The organism is Oceanobacter sp. 1_MG-2023 (genome assembly GCF_030689025.1).
Taxonomy (GTDB): domain Bacteria; phylum Pseudomonadota; class Gammaproteobacteria; order Pseudomonadales; family Oceanobacteraceae; genus Oceanobacter.
In genome coordinates, this window is record NZ_JAUYWA010000012.1 from 86,009 (window position 1) to 105,536 (window position 19,528).

Consider the following 19,528-nt stretch of genomic DNA (forward strand, 5'->3'; position numbering starts at 1 on the left):
TGGTTTTGCTGTTCTGCTTCTTCTTATAGCGAGACCCCTCATGATCAAAAATGGTACCGCCGCCTGGTGGCGAATCACCATCGCCTTGTGCCTTGGCTCCTTTATGGTGTTTTCCAACCTGTATGTGACCCAGCCATTGCTGCCAATGCTGGCGACAGAATTTGCCGTTACACCGCTGCAAGCGAGTTACACCCTGACGCTGTCGACGCTGACACTGGGATTGTCGTTATTGATCTATGGGCCACTATCCGATGTGATCGGCCGCAAAGGGCTGATTATTGGCAGTATGTGCGGTGTCGCCGCCACCACACTGGTGATCAGCCAGGTCACGACCTTTGAGCAGTTACTCTGGTTACGTGGCTTGCAAGGGCTGTTTCTGGGCGGTTTGCCAGCCATTGCCGTGGCCTACATGGCCGATGAATTTGAGGCCGATGCCTTGATGTCTGCCATTGGCTTATATATCGCGGCCAACTCGTTGGGGGGCATTGGTGGTCGCCTGATGGGTGGTTTTGCCGGTGAACACCTGGGCTGGGGTAACGCCTTTCTGCTCGTGGGCCTGGTTGGCTTGTGTACCTGGATGCTGGTTGCCTGGTTATTACCTCCACCGCGCCGGTTTACCCCCCGGCCGTTCAACTTGCCATCCATGGGACGGGATATCGTGTCGCATTTGCGTAATCCGCTGCTGCTGCCCGCCTTTCTGTTTGGAGGCCTGAACTTCTTTGTTTTTATCAACCAGTACAGTTTTATTACCTTTGTGCTGGAAGACGATCCCTACCAGCTGTCACCGCAGTTTCTGGGTATGTTGTTCCTGACTTACCTGAGTGGTACCTGGGGTTCGATGCTGTCTGGCAAGTTCAGCCGCCGCTATGGCCAGCCTAACTGCATGATGGTCGGCAGTGGCCTGCTGATGGTCGGCAGCCTGATTACCCTGTATCCATCGCTGCCGACGATTATTTTCGGGTTTCTGGTGAATGCCTTTGGTTTCTTCTTTGCCCATTCCAGCGCCAGCGCCTGGGTTGGTCGTACCGTCAAACACGCCAAGGCCAGCGCCAGCTCGCTGTATCTGGTGTGTTATTACCTCGGTGCCAGCACCGGCGGGGTGTACCTCAACCAGTTCTGGCAGTGGCAATACTGGTTGGGTGTTGTCCTTGGCTCTTGGTTGATTCTGGCTGTCACTCTGTCACTGGCTGCTCGCCTGAAGTACTTGCACAACCAGCAACAAGCCCGTCAGCCAGCGGTCAGTCCGGGGACTCCGCTGCAGCCCGATGGCCAGTCCGTGTCATAAGTCATTCGCTGACTCTGACAACAAGATTCGATATGATCAGAATTACTCTCCTATCGAATCCCACAGAGCGCCTATGACAATTCGAACGGCCAATCGGTCAGCCTCCGCACGTACCCGATTGACCCTCAAGCTGTTGTTATGGGTAATCGTCACCGCGAGTACAGGCTGCGCGGTATTTGCCAGCCAACAATTTGATGATGTGTTTGGCGAGTCAGCGCCCAAAACCCGCTGGGTCGATGCCGACAGCTACGAAGGCCGACACTACCACCAGCACGTCGAGCCAATACTGGAACAACGCTGTGTTCACTGTCACGCCTGTTATGACGCGCCGTGCCAGCTGAAATTGACCTCCCCTCTGGGTATTGACCGAGGTCTTCACCCAGAGCCGGTTTACGATGGCACACGCCTGTTGGCAACGGCCCCAAAACGCTTGTATCTAGATGCTCAAAGCACCACAGAATGGCGCGAGAAAGGCTTCCAGCCGGTATTGAATGAACGGCGTAATACCAGCGACGCCAATCTTCATGCCAGTGTACTGTTCCGCGCCCTTGCCTTGCGCCAGGCGCAGCCAGCTCCCGATCAGGCTGTATTACCCGACAGTTACGACTTCAAGCTGTCACGGGATCAACAGTGTCCAACCGCCGAGCAATACTCTGATTTTGCCAGCCAGTACCCAGACTGGGGCATGCCCTACGGTTTACCCGCCTTGTCCGACAGTGAGTACAAAACCCTGGCCGAGTGGATTCAACGGGGTGGCCTGCTACCACGTCCAACCCCCTTGAATGGCAATCTGCAACACCAGCTGCAGCAGTGGGAACAACGCTTCAATGCCCATGGTGACCCGGATAGCGACGACTACAAGCGGCAATCACTGATCAACCGCTATATTTATGAACATATTTATCTTTACAGCCTGTATCTGGGTGATGACAGCAGTACCCGTTTTCATCTGGTGCGCTCCCGGACCGCCCCGGGCGAACCTGTGGATATTATCGCCACCCGCCGACCTTATGATGACCCTGGCGTCGCCACCCCCTATTACCGCCTGGTGGTTGACCAGGAATCCAAAGTCGCCAAAACCCATATCCCTTTCCGCCTGAATGAGGCTCGCTGGGACACTTGGCATAAGCTGTTTTACCAACCGTCTTACACCGTCGAATCCTTACCCGGATATGATGAAAAACAAGCGTCCAATCCCTTTATCACTTTTCAGGATATTCCGACGGATAGCCGCTATCGCTTTTTACTGGAACACTCGCTGGAAACCATCATGGCCTTTATCAAGGGGCCGGTTTGCCATGGTCAGGTGGCAGTGAACGTTATTAACGAGCAGTTCTGGGTGTTCTTCGTCACCCCCGACCGCCACTACGACAGCGATGCTTCCAATTTTCTCAAGAGCCAGGCGCATCATCTCGATTTACCCGCCAAGAACAGCAGCAACAGCTTGCCTATCAGTTCCTGGATTTCCTTTTCCGACCAGCAAAAAGAATACCTCAGTGCCAAGTCCCGGTTTATGCGCCAGGAAATGCAAGACAACAATATTTTGCTGGATACACAACTGGTATGGGATGGCGACCAACAGGCTGGCATCAATAACCCCAATGCAGCCCTGACAGTAATGCGCCACTTTGATAACGCCACCGTGGTACAGGGACTGCTGGGCCAGCCGCCCAAGACCGCCTGGTTGATTGATTACCCATTACTGGAACGTATCCATTATCTATTGGTTGCCGGGTTTGATGTGTACGGCAATGTTGGGCATCAGCTGGTCACCCGGCTGTATATGGATTTTTTGCGGATGGAAGGGGAAATGAACTTTCTGCTGCTATTGCCACAGCAAGAGCGTGAGACAGTACGTCGCCATTGGTATCGCGATACCAGCACCACGATCAAGGATTATATCTTCAGTGACCTGATCCGCTTCGATGCCGACAGCACCATCGACTATCAGACCAACCAGCCCAAAACCGAGCTGTACCGTTTACTGGCCGACAGACTGTCACCGGTCTTGAACCAGAGCTATCACCTGTCATCCGGGCCACTGTCGGATTCAGCCATCACCACCCTGAACGGCCTGGAAAAATTGCAAGGCAAAGGCTTGCACCTGTTACCGGAACTCAGTCTGGTATTGATCACCCGCCAACAGCAGCCAGTGGAACTGATCAGCCTGGTGCATAACCGTGCCCATGCCAATATTTCCAGTTTACTAGCGGAAGAAAGCGCTTTACGGCCTGCAGAAGACACCCTGACCCTGGCCCGTGGTGCCGTGGGCGACTACCCCAACGTCTTGTTCAGCGTCGAAGAATCAGCCTTGCCTGAACTGGTAAAACAGATCGCTGACATGCAGGCAGCGGATGATTACAGTGCCCTGCTCGACCGCTTTGGAGTACGTCGCAGTAACCCGACATTCTGGGCGGTCAGCGATGCCATTGGCCAGCTGTATCAGCAGCAATGGCCGATCCGGGCCGGTATCCTGGATTATAATCGACTGGAAAATCGCTGAGCCATGCGGTGGTTTCCCGTTCTGCCAGACCCGACAGCCGCCGGGTCAGGCGTTCTTTCGCAATCCCGATGACACCCACAAACGCAGCACCACCCGTAACGCCCGTCGCCAGAGTGGCATCACCGACGGCCCTGACGCTTTCCAGCGCTGCAATTCTGCCACTACCCGTTGTGGGCTGCTGAAGCGGCCAGTACTGGCACTCACATAGCCGGGATAGCGTATCAAGGTAGCCGCCACCAACTCATCGAGGGAGCGTTGACGCCCCCGTCGTGGACATACCAACATATCCCGGGTCAGCCCCCAGCCCGCATAAAACGGCATGCCATGACAGATAACTTCCTTACCACGCAGCAACGCCTCAAACCCCAGCAATGATGTCATGGTATGAACCGCATCAACATGTTCCAGCATCTGAGAGGAATCGCCAGCCAGCACCAATTCATCACACCAGGCCTGATATTCACTCACGGGACGATCACTGCTGCGTAATCCGGATACCACATCCGGGTGCGGTTTATACACCAGCCAGGCGTCCGGTTCCGCAGCACGTGCTGCCTGTAATAACCCCTGATTGGTCTTGATACTCCCGGCTCCCATACGGATTGAGGCATCAGACTCCACCTGGCCCGGTACCAGGACCACCCGGCGCGGCTGGCCAGAGCAGGATCGACACGCCGGTTGCCAGTCTTGCCCGGTCAGGTTGTATTTGGAAATACGGTTGGCAACAATGGTCTTTCGCAGCTGCCGGGCCTGGGCACAATCAGCGGCTGACCACTCGTCCTGGGCCAGCATCTGCTCCAGTCGCGAAGGCCTCGACGCGTCGTAGTACATGCCAACATCATCCAGCACCCAGGACAGCGGCCGAATCAGGTCAGCCCCCAGCCCGGATGACCTTAAAAAGCCATCCTCGATCCGTACCACCCGCCCCGGCTGCCGCTCAGGTGTTTGCAGCACCGGTGGCAGTGGGCGTACTCCCCATAAGGCAACCGTCGCTTGCGCCGGTATCAGTCTGGCATCCTTGCAAAAGGTCACGTCGGTACCGTACAAAAACGCCCGTAAAATCGGTTTTTTCCAGCGCGAGAAGCCCAACGCATACACCGGCCCCAGCTGATGACTGCGCAACCATTGCTGGCGCTGGGCCGACAGGTAATCCAGGGTGTCTTCAATACTGGTTTCGGTACCCTGCTCAGGGTCCCAGTAGCGGCTGTACTCCACCAGCGTGGCGTGTACCAGCTGCTCCAGCGTGACCCCAGGCGTGATTCCAGCCGTCCCGGTTAACGACGGGTGTGCTTCCTCTGCCGACAAGGCTTGGCAGGCAGAGCGACGGCGTTCAGGGGCATCGAGTTCATCCCGGGTCAGACCCCAGCCAGCGTAAAATGGCATCCCGAAACACCGTACCGGCTTGCCCCACAGCAAGGCTTCAAAACCCATTTGCGAAGTCACCGTATACACCTTGTCAGCATTCGCTAACAGCCGTTCGGGATGACAGTTTTCCGCCACCAGTTGCACCCGGGCATCCTGCTGCAATGTAGCCAGGTCAAAGTGTCCGACCCGCGCCCGCGTGAAGGCATCCGGATGTACTTTAAGCACCACCGTGGCTTCCGGGTTTTCGCTCAGGGCGGCATCCAGCATCTGTGTAAACGAGGCAGCACTGGCCAGACCAAATGAAATAGACGCATCACCGGCGACCTGATCCACCACCAGCACAAAGGAAGCTGGCAATTCACCACGGTAATCTGGGGCGGCGTTGTATTTTGATACTCCGGCCTGTTGCCAGCGCTGGATCAGCTGGCGACTACGCCGTTGCTGGGTATCCGTCAGCGGTTGGGGGATCAGCTGTTCCAGTCGTGACGGGCCAGTCGCGTCGTAATAAATACCCAGATTATCCTGTACCAGCGACAAGGCTGGATCTTCTCGGCCTAACGAGCGTACAAAGCCATCTTCAAGCAACCACCAGGGGCGCTGCTGACGCTCACCTTGCTGTTGTGCCTTACGGCCAGAGCGTTTACGTCCCCAGCCCAATACCTCAGTCTGAGCCGCCCCGGTGCTGCCCGACACTTGCCAGAATGCCCGTACAATCGGGTTCGCCAGCAGTGCCCGAGAGCTGGAAGCAGCACGAGGTCTGGAAGCCGCAGTGGCGGAGGCAGAAGAACAAGCAGCAGAATCAACAGCAGGACGATGCGCCATGGGTATCCTTGCAATGGCAAACAATAACAACAATGGGTGATGGTAACGCGTAAAAACCACGGCACGTCACAGCAACGATCACTAAAAACAACCATCGTAATCAAACGGCCGTATCAAAGGCTGTTGCGTATGGCCACCGTATAAAAAAGGACGCCATTGGCGTCCTGTTGTGGTGTTACAAGCCAGGGGACAGCCACATTTATATCTGTTTTAACGGCAGCTTGGCACCCAGATATTTTTCCAGGTCTGGCAAGGCAAAAGCATCGTCTTCAGACACCAGACTGATGGAAATACCTTTGGCTCCGGCACGGCCTGTACGGCCGATACGGTGAACGTAGTCTTCCGAGTCTTCCGGCAAGGTGTAGTTAAACACATGGGAAACGCCGTCAACGTGAATTCCCCGGCCAGCCACATCGGTCGCAACCAGAATAGCCAGCTGGCCTTCCCGGAAACGCTCCAGTGTTTTCAAACGTTTTTGCTGGTTGACTTCACCGGACAACAAACCCGCCTTGAAACCACGTTTAAGCAGCTTTTCACACAGGTTACGGGTGTGATCACGACGGTTGGCAAAGATGATACAGCGTTCCGGGTTTTCTTCTTTCAGAAAACGTTCCAGCAACCCGAACTTGTCACTTTCCGCCACCAGATAGAAACTCTGGTCAACCCGGTCGGTCGCCACTTGTTCCGGTTCAATTTCGACTTGCAACGGATCACGAGTCCACTGGTCAATCAGGATGCGGACATCAAAATTGAATGTGGCAGAAAACAGCAGCGTCTGGCGATGATCTTTGGTCGGGGTTGCCCGCACAATACGACGGACATCCGGGATAAAGCCCATATCCAGCATACGATCGGCTTCGTCCAGCACCAGTACTTCGACCTGATCCAGAAACACGTCCTGGCTACGCATAAAGTCAATCAGACGACCGGGGGTTGCTACCAGAATATCCACCACGTCATCACGTAACTGGCGACGTTGCAGTTCGTAATCCATCCCCCCCATCACGGTGACAACATTCAGGCCACTGTGCTTTGCCAGCCCTTCTGCATCCTTGCCGATCTGCATCGCCAGTTCACGGGTTGGAGCGACAATCAGAGCCCGCGGTTCACTGGCGTAACGTTCTTCCGGAATAATGGTCAGCAAGCGGTTCAGAATCGTCAGCAAAAAAGCCGCCGATTTACCGGTACCGGTTTGTGCCTGGCCAATGGTATCGCGGCCACGTAATGACGCCGGCAGACTCTCGGCCTGAATCGGAGTGCAGTATTCAAAACCCAGATCGTAAATGGCATGCATGACTGAGTCGGGTAAATCCAGATCATGGAACCGGGTTTTGCCTTCCATTGGCTCAACCTTGAAGCTCGCAGGATCCCAGGGTGCAACGGTCGCTTTAGGTGTATGACCTTGTTTGGTTTTGCTGGTGGCGTGTTTTTTATTACTCTGACTGTCGCTACGGCTTCCGTGAGGTTGGTCGGCCCGCTGGTGTTTGTCGTGGGCCGGAGCAGCCTTGGAGTTGTTGGTAGAAGGTTTGACTGCCCGTGATGGCGCTGTTGCAGCCGTATGGGAAGAGGTGCCGGTGTCGGCTTGCTTTTTGCCAGCCACCGCCTTGATGATTTTCTTGAACAAAAGTGTCTCCAGTCAGAGTCGTTCCAGCACAAAAAGGTCGGCTGAAAATATTTCGTGGCGCTGATAATAGTCCAGTAGCGCGTTTTTTAATACTTCCGCACGTTCTGGCAAGCCGTGGTGATAGTAATGGCAGGCTTGCTGCCATACCGCCAGGGCAAATGCCTTACGCCCGGCGGCCACTTCAACCGGGTCTCCATCGAGGTTATCCGTGCTGATATAAAAACGCCGCCCACACGCTTCCGACAATAACCATTCGACCGCCTGGGGCTTGATTTCTACCTGCTCAAATTCACGCTGCTGCGCGGCACTGCGGCCATCGGGTTCGTACCAATAACCAAAATCAACCAGGCGGCGACGCTGAGCGCCCGCAATACACCAATGACTGATTTCATGCAGGGCAGAAGCATAAAAACCATGGGCAAACATAATTCTGTCGTAAGCGTATTCACTATCAGATGGCAAGTAGACAGGCTCGCTATCGCCAGCAATCAGACGGGTGTTTTGGGCAGAGAAGAACAAGTCATCAAACAGCTGGATCAAGTCCGCTGTTTTCAGCGTGTCAGAAGAACCGGTGGGCATAACCAACATCGTTAACCAAAATCAAACAGTTTGTATTATAGCAGTAATCCACCTTGTTCAGAGGGTATAAACCACGAAATCCCTTTAAACACCCCTCAATCGACCTCCACGGCGCACCTTTCTGAGGCTGCCGCACGGCCAGGGACGAACGCTGGCAGCGAGTGGTTACTTTCCCGTATGCGCAAATACGCCAGCAGCCTTGCAAAGCCGCCGTATTCGGGGAAAATGCCGCGATCCTGGCCATTCCTTTTACTTCTGTTCAGAGCTACCTGCCCCATGTCGTTTGTCAATCGCGAAACCCGCGCCCTGTTTAAACTTACCTTGCCCATTATGGCAACCCAGATGGCCCAGATCGGTATGGGAACGGTCGATACCCTGATGTCGGGCTACGTCAGTACCCAGGATTTGGCGGCAGTGGCGATTGGTACCAGTTTATGGTTGCCGGTCTGGCTGTTTCTGGCCGGGATTCTGGTGGCATTATCGCCATTGGTATCCGGCCTTAACGCTTCCAAACAACACCAACAGCTATCCAGCCTGCTGGCATCATCGGTCTGGCTGGGAGCGATTGCTGGCAGTCTGATCGGTCTGTTGCTTTATTTTGCCGCGGATATGTTGCCGCTATTGATCGATGACACGGTCACTGCCGCATTGGCGACCCGTTACCTGGTCGCTATCTCGATAGGTTTTCCGGCCGTCGGTGTTTTTCTGGCCTTCCGCTTTTATGCTGAAGCCTTGAGCCAGGCCACCCATGTTACCTGGATCATGCTCTCCGGGCTGATTGCCAACGTGCCAGTGAATGCGGTGTTTGTGTATGGCTGGCTGGGTTTTCCAGAGATGGGCAGTGTCGGCTGTGGTATTGGCAGCAGTCTGATTTTTGTCTGTATGGCGATAGCCATGGCCATCAACACCCGCAAATACCGCCTCGGTAAAGAGGCATCCCTGCTGGATCTGATGAACTCCCCGGCCTGGCATCATGTGCGTAATATCTTGCGGATTGGGGTACCGATCGGCATTGCGATCTTTTTTGAAGTCAGCCTGTTTACCGCTATTGCGCTGTTCCTCACCGATCTTGGCCCGGTAGTGGTCGCCGGGCATCAGGTGGCTCTGAACATGTCATCCATCACCTTTATGATACCGCTGAGTTTAGGCATGGCGCTCACTGTGCGTGTTGGCCACTATCTCGGCAGCGGAGATACCTTGCTGGCCCGACAGACCGCCTGGCTGGGGGTGCGGCTGAACCTGGCCATTGCCTTGTTTAATGCCACCTTGATTATTCTGCTATCAGAAACCATTGCCGGTTGGTATTCCCCCGACCCGGAAGTGGTCGCCATTGGTTCGGTATTACTGGTATACGCTGCGGTATTCCAGCTGTCTGATGCCACTCAAGTCGCGGCAGCAGGTGCCTTGCGTGGCTATCAGGATACCTTTGTGGTGATGCTGATTACCTTTGTCACGTATTGGCTGGTTGGCCTGGGCTGTGGTTACGGTCTGGCTTTTCACGGCATCCCCTTGCTGAATATCGCTCCGGCAGGAGCACCGGGTTTCTGGACTGGCCTGGTTATTGGTCTATCTGCGGCGGCACTGGCGTTATCACTCAGGCTGAAACGGGTATCCCGATTACGACCAGCGGCTCTCTGAGCCGCTTTGACCCGGTCATCGGCATACTGCCGCTGACCGGCCTGATCCCCTTCCGCTTACTCCATCCCGGCGAGTCCGCTCAGCTCAGGGACAGGGGTTGGAAATCACCTTGTGAATTCCCTCAATACGTTCAATGGTCTCGGCATCCAGCACGACATCCGCACTGGCGATATTTTCTTCCAGCTGTGGCAAGGTCGTTGCGCCAATAATATTCGAGGTTACAAAATCCTGCTGGGTTACAAAGGCCAGCGCCAATACCGCCGGTGACAATCCAATATCCGCAGCCACTTCGGCATATTGACGTACGGCTTCTTCAGCCTGGGCGCCCTGATAGCGGGAAAAACGTTCAAACAAGGTAATACGGGCATTTTCCGGCATGGCACCATTCAGGTATTTTCCGCTCAACACACCAAACGCCATGGGTGAATAAGCCAGCAAGCCGACGTTTTCACGCATGGACACTTCCGCCATGCCAATCTCATAACTGCGGTTCAGCAGATTATAAGGGTTTTGTACCGATACCGGACGCGGCCAGCCATGCTGATCAGCAATCTGGATCACCTTCATGGTGCCCCAGGCGGTTTCATTCGACAGGCCATAATGGCGAATTTTACCCTGCCGGATCAGACCAACCAGAGCTTCCAGAGTCTCTTCCAGTGCCGTGGTTTCTTCGTCGTGATCGTGTACATAGCCCAGCTTGCCAAAAAAGTTGGTACTGCGGGCGGGCCAGTGCACCTGATACAGATCGACGTAGTCGGTTTGTAAACGCTGCAGGCTGGTATCAATGGCCGCATTCACATGTTCAGGGGTCAGCTGCGGGCCATTGCGAATATGGGTCATCCAGTCCCCCGGCCCGGCGATCTTGGTCGCCAGAATCACCTGCTCGCGCTTGCCGGAGCGGGCAAACCAACTACCGATATATTGTTCGGTCCGGCCTTGTGTCTCCCCTTTTGGCGGTACCGGATACATTTCTGCGGTATCAAAAAAGTTGATGCCGGCAGCCACAGCACAGTCCATCTGGGCATGTGCTTCTGCTTCCGTGTTTTGCTCCCCCCAGGTCATGGTGCCAAGACACAACCGGGTGACATCAAGATCTGTATTGCCAAGCTTGCGTGTAAACATGAAATCCTCCTCAAAATGAGGCCCAGTATAACGGCTCCCGCCGCTTACTTGGGCCTGGAACAGACTCATGCTGTCAGTGGGTTATTGCACCGGCAAACCACCAAAGGTGACAACGGGCACCACTGCCCAGGCCTGACAGTGGAGTGATGCGCCGCTGCTTTTCGGATTTTCCGGATACAGTTATGGAATTAAGTAATTTATCCGAATAAAAAATAAAGAATAAGCTTATTACAAATAGATATATCTAGTTGATAGGGTGATGTTTGTGGAGCTGTACAACAAAGAGACCGTCCAGCAGGCGGGGATCAACAAGCCCCTGGCGGCCATATTAATGGCTGTCCTGATTACACTGATCGCAGTCACGGCTGGTGAAATCGCCGGCTTCAATGTGGTGCAAGGGTTGGGGATCGGCGCGCTGCCGATCAGTATCCTGATTGGTATGGGACTGGCGGCACTGCCCTTGACGGAACGGCTGCGCGCTATCGATAGTGCGGAATCCGTCCACCGGATAGCACAAAAAACACTGCTGCAAGCCGGTATTGTGTTGTTTGGCTTTCAGCTCAGCCTCGCCGACCTGGCCGCTGTCGGCTGGCAAGCCGTGATTGCTGACATCATCACGATCAGCGTCATACTGCCGCTGGGTATCTGGCTGGGACTTAAAATTCTCAAGCTGCCGCTCTCTCTGGCTGTATTGCTGGCCATAGGCAGCGCGGTCTGCGGAGCTGCTGCCATTCTGGCAACCGTGCCGGTGCTCGGCAAATACCTCCATGATGGCGAAAGCCAGCAGCAACAGCAGCAATCTACCGGTCTGGCCGTGACCGCCGTGGCCTTGTTTGGCACTCTGAGTGTGCTGCTTTATCCGCAAATACAACACTGGTTTGGACTCACCAATGCAGTGGCCGGGGTTTATATCGGTAGCACCATTCATGAAGTCGCTCAAACCATGGCGGCAACAGAAGCCATGAATGCCGCAACCCAACACAACGCCGTGATTGTAAAATTACTGCGCGTATTGATGCTGGCTCCAGTCTTATTATTATTGGCGCTCTGGTTACAGAAAAAAAACACACAGAATAATCCAGCCACTCAAGGTCAACCGGCCAGACACAAAATCACCGTACCCGGATTTATCCTCTACTTTGTCGCCGTGGTCGTGCTGAATACCTTGCTGCCTTATGTTGTGGGCAACGAGTGGTTACAACAGGCGCGTCATATAGCCACTCAGGCATCGATGCTGTTTTTGGCGCTGGCAATGTCTGCTCTGGGGCTGAATATCCGCTGGAAGCATCTGGTTAATGCCGGTTTCAAACCGATTATTCTGGCGGTTTGTTTATGGCTGGTGCTGGTTTTTGGTGGTGCCATCCTGTTTAGTATTAGCCAGAACCTGGCGCTGATTTAAAGGCTGAAAAACCTCTGGGCAGTCGCTATTATCCTGCATTTACCCGGATCATAAGGGAATGCAGGAGTTATAAAAAAGCCAGTCAGAGACTGGCAAAAGTTAAACATGGAATATTGGAACCTACTTTCAAAATTTTACTCATGAAATGTAATAAATCAACCCGATGAGAGTATTTTCATCACAAACAACTTATATAACAACCAGTAAATCAGTTATAAAATTTCATAATAAAAACAAAGTCAACCTGTACATTCACAAGCAGCCCAATTGACTTCTTATCAACCAAGCGCCGAAAATACTATACGAATATTCGTCATTCTTCAACATCCCCCCAGTGTCACATCAATAATTACATTAAATATAAAGCACTACAATCAGAACCATTAGACCTATAAATAAATATTTCATCCAACGGTAACATATTAAAAACACTCAAAAATCCATTAAAAACTCGAATAAATTTATTATTTATTAAGTATTAATCAAGCAAGATTCATCTATACGTCATAATACTAGGCAAGAATTATCGAATTGGCCTGCATCCCCCACCCTCTGATTCCAGTGGCTTTACAGGCAGTAAAAGTTCCAGAAACCCAGGTATCGAAATGAGTTGTTATCAGGACGTTCTCGCGCTACCAGCCCGGCTACTGCAAGAAGAAAAGCCAAGGCTGCTGCGTTTCATAAAAAACAGAGTGCCTTCCAACCAGGAACCGGAAGATATCTTTCAGGAAGCCGTAGCACGTGCACTTGGACGCTTTAAGGAAGGCCACAGCACCTCCGATCCGGTGGGCTACACCTATCGGGTCGTGATGAACATCATCAATGATTTTTACCGTAACCAAGAAGAGGTGCAGTCTCTGCAGGAGTTACCAGAAAATACAGTTGCCAGCGAAGCCCCACAACCCGAACGTGTGATTGCTGCCAAGCAGAGGTTAGAGATGTTCATGACCTGCGTTGCCAGTCTGCCGGAAGAAACCCGCAATCTCATAGTACTGCGCAAGGTGCACGGACTCACCAATGGCCAGATAGCTGCGCGCTTGGGGCTTTCCGGTAAAGTCATCGAAAAGCGCATCAACCGGGCAATGAAATCCATAGAAGGACGCATGGAACAAAATATCGAATACCGTCCATCCAGCATTCGCAACAAGGTCAAATAATGAACAGGGTAACACTACTTCCCACACTGACACATCATGAAGAAGAGCGCATCTGCCACTGGTTTTTGCACGGCGGTCTGGAACAGGCAACCGACCAGCAACGGCTGGAATTTGACCGCTGGCTGGCAGAAAATGAAGCCCGTCAGCATAAGGCTGACGCTATTTCCGGCATCTGGAACGATCCCGAATTCAGTGCCGCGCTGGCGGCCTTCGACACCAACACACTCGCCGATGAACAACCAAGCCCTCAGAGCTCTTATTCCTCAAGCTACCGTTGGCCAGCGGCCATTGCCGCCTGCTTGGTGCTGGCAACAGCCATCGTTCTGCACCTCGCACCCAATAGCAACAGCCTGCTCAAGCTCCAGACTGAGCGTTTACAAACCAGCCAGTACCCGCTCGAAGATGGATCAATTGTGGATATGAGCAGCGACACTGAGCTGCTGGTACGCTACGAACGCACCGAGCGTCACATCGATCTGACACAGGGTGAAGCAAAATTTTCCGTCGCCAAAAATCCACAACGGCCATTCACTGTCCAAACCCGCCAGGCAGCCATGAAAGCACTAGGGACCGTCTTTAACGTCGATCAGCGCGACTCAATTACAGAACTAACCGTGTTGGAAGGTCGAGTCGAGATCAGCCCGATCACTAACCAGAGTCAAAAGACCGTGTTAACAGCAGGTCAACGCATCCGTGTCAGCCAACGCGCGTTAGGCGTCATCAGTCACCTGGACACTGACGCAAGCAGTGACTGGGAACATGGTCTGCTGATCGCCGAAAACTTGCCACTAGCGGAGCTGATCATCGAACTCAACCGCTATTCCAACCGACACTGGGCAGCCGCCGACAACGTCAATGAACTGACCGTAAACGGCCGTTTCAATTTACGCGACACCAATAAAAATCTGGTGATCCTGCAGGCATTATATGGTCTTGAAAATCATCCACGAGCCGTTATAAACACCGATCTCCAGACCATTTACCTGACCCTCCCCGATATGGATCAAAAAGCGAATCAAGAGACGGATAAAAAGATGAACCAAGGCTGACCATGGGCACTGTCAATTGTGCCCTACTGATTCGCCGCTGCTGCGAATGCTGTCAGACAAATCATCGGATACCCCGTACTCAGCCAACCCTGGCTAATTATCCCGGTATCTGCCTGAGCATCTGCCTATTACTACAATCACAAGTACATGCACTCAGCAGCCAGGCAGTGACGAATCCAGCGACGTCTCCAACAGCCGAGTGCAGCAATAGCGATCAGCGCTACTTGCAGTTGGCTTCGCCCGGGTTGCAAGAAGCCACCGAGTTATTAGCCAACCGTTTTGGTTTACAACTGGTCAGTAGTGCCGACGTTGTAGCGCTACCAGTTGCAAACAACCCCACCCCGGCCTGCCGAACGCTGCCCCAGTGGCTAAGCCTGCTACTGCCCGACCACATCGGCTATCGAGTGATTGAAGACACCCTGGTGCTCTCGGCACACCTGGCACCAGCCGCACAGACAACAGCAGCAATTACAATAAAAGCGACACCAACCGCCAGCATCGACTTGCCCGATGAAATATTCGTCACTGCCGAGCTACAAGCTGGCGCTTCCCGCCGCAGTGCTCCAGAGCTGACCGGCAACCATGATTTCAAGCTTGACCGTGAGCAACTCCGCCAAACCGGAGTCCGTAATCTGCCTGCAGCGCTGGAACTGGCCTCCGGCGTCAAGATCGAAAATAACCGCTACGCCATCATTCGCGGCATGACCGGACGCTATCAGACCATTCAGATCAATCGAGGAGAGCTCCCAAGCCTGGACCCTGCCGGGCAAAATTTTCCGCTCGACTTCATCCCGCTCGGCATCCTCAACAGTATCGACCTACAAAAATCTGTGTATGCCGACGCCCCCGGTCAGGCCAGTGCTGGTATTCTCAACCTCGATACCATGCAACTGCCCGAACACGACTACGCCCAACTGGCTGCCAACTATCTCTATCGCCAGGGCAGCAACTCTAGCTCGACACTACAGGGCTACAGCAGCAGCAGCGATTGGTATGGGTTTGACGATGGCAGCCGACGCATCCCCGACTTACTACTGCACACAGCCCGTCAGGGAAGCCTGGATGACCTGAGTAACACCCAGCGCCAGCAACTGGGAGAAGCCGTGGTCGGCGACATGGGGCTTTATCAGGCCCATAGCCAAAGTAGTGGCGGCCTGGATATCAGCACAGGATTAAGCCGCCAGATCAGCAACGCTACCCTGGGTGGAACCCTATCATTCAACCTGCGGGATCACTGGCAAAACACCTGGATCCAATCCACCAGCTACAGTACAGGAACCGGGTATTCCGGCTCCTCTGCCGACTTCCATCACGAAGACTCAACCCACCAACGCAGCGAACATATTATCGACCTCAGTGCCATGGCCGCACTGGGTCTCGACATCAACGACGCGCACTACCTCGGATTCAATGTGCTTTGGCTCCACCAAAGCACCCACAGGGCCGAACTGATCGAAACCCAAGGGAAGAGCGAAAACGACATACCCAGCAACACAGCCTACCGCCGCGCCCTGATCAACTGGACTGAACGCAGCCTGTTACAGCGCCAACTATACGGCCGTCATCAATTGACCTCTGCCACCGATCTATACTGGCAAATAGCGTCAACCCAGACCAACTACGACCGCCCTCACGACCTGGACTACCGCTACTCATCCACCTCAGAAAACAGTGATTACCGACTTCAGCTCAACCCATCCACTACCAACATCGGCTGGCGCAGCATGCAACAGCAAAGCCACTCAATCAGCCTGCATCTGAACCGGATATACAGCTTTGGGATAAACAGCCACCTCCTGACCGGAGAGCTAAAATGGGGATGGGAAAGCAGCCAAAAACAGCGTCACGGCTACAACCTGCTCTACACGTACAGCGGCAGTGACGACCTGACCAGTAATAGCCAACTGATGGAACAACCTAACCCCAACGACATCCTGACCCCCGAACTCATTACCGGCGACGCCTCATCCAGTGGGTTTATACTACAAGACACCCTGCTCGATACCGACAGCAGCACCTCTCTTAGTGGTCGCTTCTATAGTGCCACCCAAATCAATCGCGCGACCTACCTGCTGAACGACCTGGATCTGAGCGAACACTGGCAACTGATCAGCGGCATCCGACGCGAGTACAACCAGATGAAAGCAGCCCTCTGGAATACCGAAGCCCACTCCGAAGAACCCTTGCAAACCGCCAGTCGCTGGTTGCCGTCCATCGCACTCGAATACCGCCCAGGCTTTCATCAACTGCGGGCCAATTACAGCCAAACCGTCGTCTGGCCACGATTCAACGAGCTACTGCCCGTGATTTACGAAGACCTGGACACCCGTACCAAAACCATTGGTAACCCAGACTTGAACAACTCTGACGTTCACAACTGGGATTTGTCATGGCAGTGGAAACCACTCGACATCCCACTACGACTGGGCAGCTCGCTCTACCTGAAACGTATTCACCACCCCATAGAAGGCACCTTCACCGACGACACAGAAGCCACCGACCAAGCCAGCTACAGCAACTACAGCTACCAAAACTCCCCCTTTGGACAAGTACAAGGCCTGGAGCTGGAAGCCGACTACCAATGGCAATGGTCAGGACAACACTTCAAGATTCAAGGCCGTTATGCCAACATCCGCTCCCATGTTCAGCAACGCGTCACCGGCCAACAAAATACCGACGAAACCGGATCAGACTCAGACGTCATCACAGAGACAACCACAAAAACATCAGACAGCCGCCCGTTACAAGGCCAACCCGCCTACATCAGCGCCCTGCGCTTGCAATACCAACCCAGCAACACACACACATTCAGCCTCGTCTACAAGCGCAGCGGCACCCAGCTCTACATCACCAGCGACCGCGACGACCTGCCTGCAGTTTACCAACAGCCCAGAAACCACCTTGACCTGAACTGGACTTATCAACTCAAACCAGCCCGCCTGACCCTCAGCATCAATAACCTCATCAACACCGCCCACCACTACCAACAAGGCGACTACCACTACCTCAGTTACCGCACCGGAAGGGAATATTGGTTAAGCCTTGATGTAGGGTTTTGACAATACTTGAAGATGGATTTTTATATCAAAGCCACGATACAAACCCGATATTCCAAAACGACATCACAAAACAAACAAACGGAAAACGGCCCCCAAAGCCGCCAGAACAAAAAATCACGACCGAATACGGCATGGCAAACCCATAGCAGCGCCAAGGCGCATGACAGCCCAAGAAACACCCCGAAACACCAAAACCACGGCTCTAATCACCATACAAACAGCGAAACACAATGCCACCAGCCCTTTGGAATCCACCTCGTCAAATGGATCCCAATCATCAGACGTTACAATGCTCTCCGGCGGCTCCAATGCCAAGATGGCGGCAGTGAACTCTGGTGCCTCCCAGATATTCACAACCTCCTCGGCCTTCAGCCAACGGCCAGGTTGACCTTGCAACCAACACTCAAAAGACTCCAGCTGTCGTTCGGTGGCTTGCTCACGCCCACCATGAATAAACCACTGGTATATACGGTATTCCTCGAAGGTTGAGACCTCACTCAACGGATCCGATGTTTTCATCGCGTTACCTTGTAACCAATATCGCAGCGAGGTCTGACACTTATCATATGTTTTTATTCCTGAATACACCCAACACCATGCACCAATCCAACAACCCAGCCAGAAAATGTACATATTCCACCAATAACCAATAGAGCCTGTGTAGATACCAGAAAGGCCCATACCTTATGGTATGGGCCTTGGCCTGTATAACCCGACTAAAATATCAGGGTTAAAGGATTAGTTGCAGGCTGGAGCAGTCCAAAAAGAAGCCACTTTGGCGAAAGAAGAGGAGCCAGAAGGCGAAAAGGTTGTTGGATCAACAACAGAGCAATCAACCGTCATCGCGCCAAAATCAGCAGAAGTGATGTTGGTAGACGAGATGGTATCGCAATCCTGAGTTGTACCCGTGGTATAACCAGTCACTACGATGTTGTTGAAGTAACCGTCAGTACCTTCTTTCAGATTGAAGAGAAAGTCGGTGTCGGCGTCAGCATTGTCACCTTTAAACTCAACGTAAGCACCTTCAACAGACGCAGTAGCCAGTGGCGTGGCTGCGTAGTTGTTGGGGTTGCCGGCCAGTTCAAAAGCGTGGTCTTCAGCACCGTTTTTGTCGCCTTGTTCGATGTAAACACGTGTGATGGAACCGTGGAAACCGTAGTCCCAATCGACGCTGTCGTCACCGTTACAAGTCAGCCAGATGTCAGAAACAGCCACATCACCACCGAAGAACTCGATACCGTCATCGTAGTTTTCGTTAACGTGGATATTATTGATGGTCGTGGCAGAAGTCACGCCGTACAGAGTCAGACCGTTGATTTCGTCACCACCATTGGCAACAGCATCAGGATCATTTACGTTAATTTCGGTACCACCTTCGGTGATCACAACATAGCTCAGAGAGCCGCTGCTGTATTTGGCATTACCTTGCTGATCCACTTTCAGAGCCAGAATTTCTTCGGCAGTCAGCCCTGTTGTGTCTTCATCAACAGGCTCGTCACCAAAACCAAAGTAGTAATTGCTAGAAATACCTTCCATCAGACAGGAATCACTAGAAGTACATTCATTGGCCACACCGTAACCGGACAGAATCACACCGCCCCATTCGCCTTCGCCGGTGAAATTTTCATCTTCACTGGAAAACACAATTGGGTTCGCCAGCGTACCAGCAGCATTCAGTTTGGCACCACGAGCGATAACCAAAGCAGCATTGTTTGCAGTAGCAATCACGTTAACGCCAGCTGGTAGTGTTCAAAATTCTGTGTCACCCCTATAGTTTACCCTCTACAGGGAGTGACACATCATGTCTGATAAATACGAAATCGACATTCAAGCCTTTGCTAAGGCCCTCCAGTCCGGTCAGGATCTCAATGGCAAAGACGGTCTGCTAACACCTCTGATCAAGCAGATCACCGAAGCTGCATTAGG

Annotated in this window: 13 protein-coding genes; 7 read left to right on the forward strand and 6 right to left on the reverse strand. The window is 53.3% G+C overall.

Going from position 1 to position 19,528, the window contains the following annotated elements:
• The first annotated feature begins 40 nt into the window (after positions 1–40).
• Positions 41–1,285: an MFS transporter gene (locus Q8W22_RS09905; RefSeq protein ID WP_305452269.1), complete on the forward strand. Its 1,245-nt coding sequence runs from the start codon at positions 41–43 to the stop codon at positions 1,283–1,285.
• Between the two features lie 73 nt (positions 1,286–1,358).
• Positions 1,359–3,788: a fatty acid cis/trans isomerase gene (locus Q8W22_RS09910; protein WP_305452271.1), complete on the forward strand. Its 2,430-nt coding sequence runs from the start codon at positions 1,359–1,361 to the stop codon at positions 3,786–3,788.
• A 45-nt stretch (positions 3,789–3,833) separates the two neighbouring features.
• On the opposite strand, the gene Q8W22_RS09915 is transcribed toward Q8W22_RS09910, so the two are convergent.
• The 3 genes from Q8W22_RS09915 to Q8W22_RS09925 all read right to left on the reverse strand — a co-directional run bounded on the left by Q8W22_RS09915 (position 3,834) and on the right by Q8W22_RS09925 (position 8,187).
• Complete coding sequence (locus Q8W22_RS09915; RefSeq protein WP_305452272.1) at positions 3,834–5,975, reverse strand: capsular polysaccharide biosynthesis protein; 2,142 nt, start codon at positions 5,973–5,975, stop codon at positions 3,834–3,836.
• 199 nt (positions 5,976–6,174) lie between these two features.
• A complete protein-coding gene (rhlB, locus tag Q8W22_RS09920; RefSeq protein WP_303431925.1) occupies positions 6,175–7,599 on the reverse strand; it encodes an ATP-dependent RNA helicase RhlB in 1,425 nt (474 codons plus the stop codon).
• 12 nt (positions 7,600–7,611) lie between these two features.
• On the reverse strand, positions 7,612–8,187 hold the full coding sequence (locus Q8W22_RS09925; RefSeq protein WP_303431924.1) for an elongation factor P hydroxylase: 576 nt from the start codon (positions 8,185–8,187) through the stop codon (positions 7,612–7,614).
• Positions 8,188–8,454: 267 nt separating this feature from the next.
• Here Q8W22_RS09925 and Q8W22_RS09930 point away from each other — a divergent pair, with 267 nt between their 5' ends.
• On the forward strand, positions 8,455–9,816 hold the full coding sequence (locus tag Q8W22_RS09930; protein WP_305452273.1) for an MATE family efflux transporter: 1,362 nt from the start codon (positions 8,455–8,457) through the stop codon (positions 9,814–9,816).
• A gap of 84 nt (positions 9,817–9,900) precedes the next feature.
• Here the strand turns inward: Q8W22_RS09930 and Q8W22_RS09935 are convergent, their stop codons facing one another.
• Positions 9,901–10,938 (reverse strand): NADP(H)-dependent aldo-keto reductase, encoded by a 1,038-nt coding sequence (locus Q8W22_RS09935; RefSeq protein ID WP_305415371.1) that lies wholly within the window; start codon positions 10,936–10,938, stop codon positions 9,901–9,903.
• A gap of 265 nt (positions 10,939–11,203) precedes the next feature.
• Here Q8W22_RS09935 and Q8W22_RS09940 point away from each other — a divergent pair, with 265 nt between their 5' ends.
• The 4 genes from Q8W22_RS09940 (at position 11,204) to Q8W22_RS09955 (ending at position 17,602) form a co-directional block, all read left to right on the forward strand.
• Entirely contained in the window at positions 11,204–12,337 is a 1,134-nt protein-coding gene (locus Q8W22_RS09940; protein ID WP_305452274.1) for a YeiH family protein, read from the forward strand.
• 605 nt (positions 12,338–12,942) lie between these two features.
• Positions 12,943–13,494 carry an RNA polymerase sigma factor gene (locus Q8W22_RS09945; protein ID WP_305452276.1) on the forward strand — a complete coding sequence of 184 codons (552 nt, stop codon included), beginning with the start codon at positions 12,943–12,945 and terminating at the stop codon, positions 13,492–13,494.
• Positions 13,494–14,543, forward strand: coding sequence for a FecR family protein (locus Q8W22_RS09950; protein WP_305452277.1), 1,050 nt, complete (start codon positions 13,494–13,496; stop codon positions 14,541–14,543). Before Q8W22_RS09945 ends, Q8W22_RS09950 begins: the two co-directional genes overlap by 1 nt.
• A 167-nt stretch (positions 14,544–14,710) precedes the next feature.
• Complete coding sequence (locus Q8W22_RS09955; RefSeq protein ID WP_305452278.1) at positions 14,711–17,602, forward strand: hypothetical protein; 2,892 nt, start codon at positions 14,711–14,713, stop codon at positions 17,600–17,602.
• 114 nt (positions 17,603–17,716) lie between these two features.
• On the opposite strand, the gene Q8W22_RS09960 is transcribed toward Q8W22_RS09955, so the two are convergent.
• Together Q8W22_RS09960 and Q8W22_RS09965 are read right to left on the reverse strand one after the other, a co-directional pair.
• Positions 17,717–18,121 (reverse strand): hypothetical protein, encoded by a 405-nt coding sequence (locus Q8W22_RS09960; protein ID WP_305452279.1) that lies wholly within the window; start codon positions 18,119–18,121, stop codon positions 17,717–17,719.
• A 219-nt stretch (positions 18,122–18,340) separates the two neighbouring features.
• Positions 18,341–19,330, reverse strand: a complete 990-nt coding sequence (locus Q8W22_RS09965; protein ID WP_305452280.1) for a hypothetical protein — start codon at positions 19,328–19,330, stop codon at positions 18,341–18,343.
• Between the last annotated feature and the right edge of the window lie 198 nt (positions 19,331–19,528).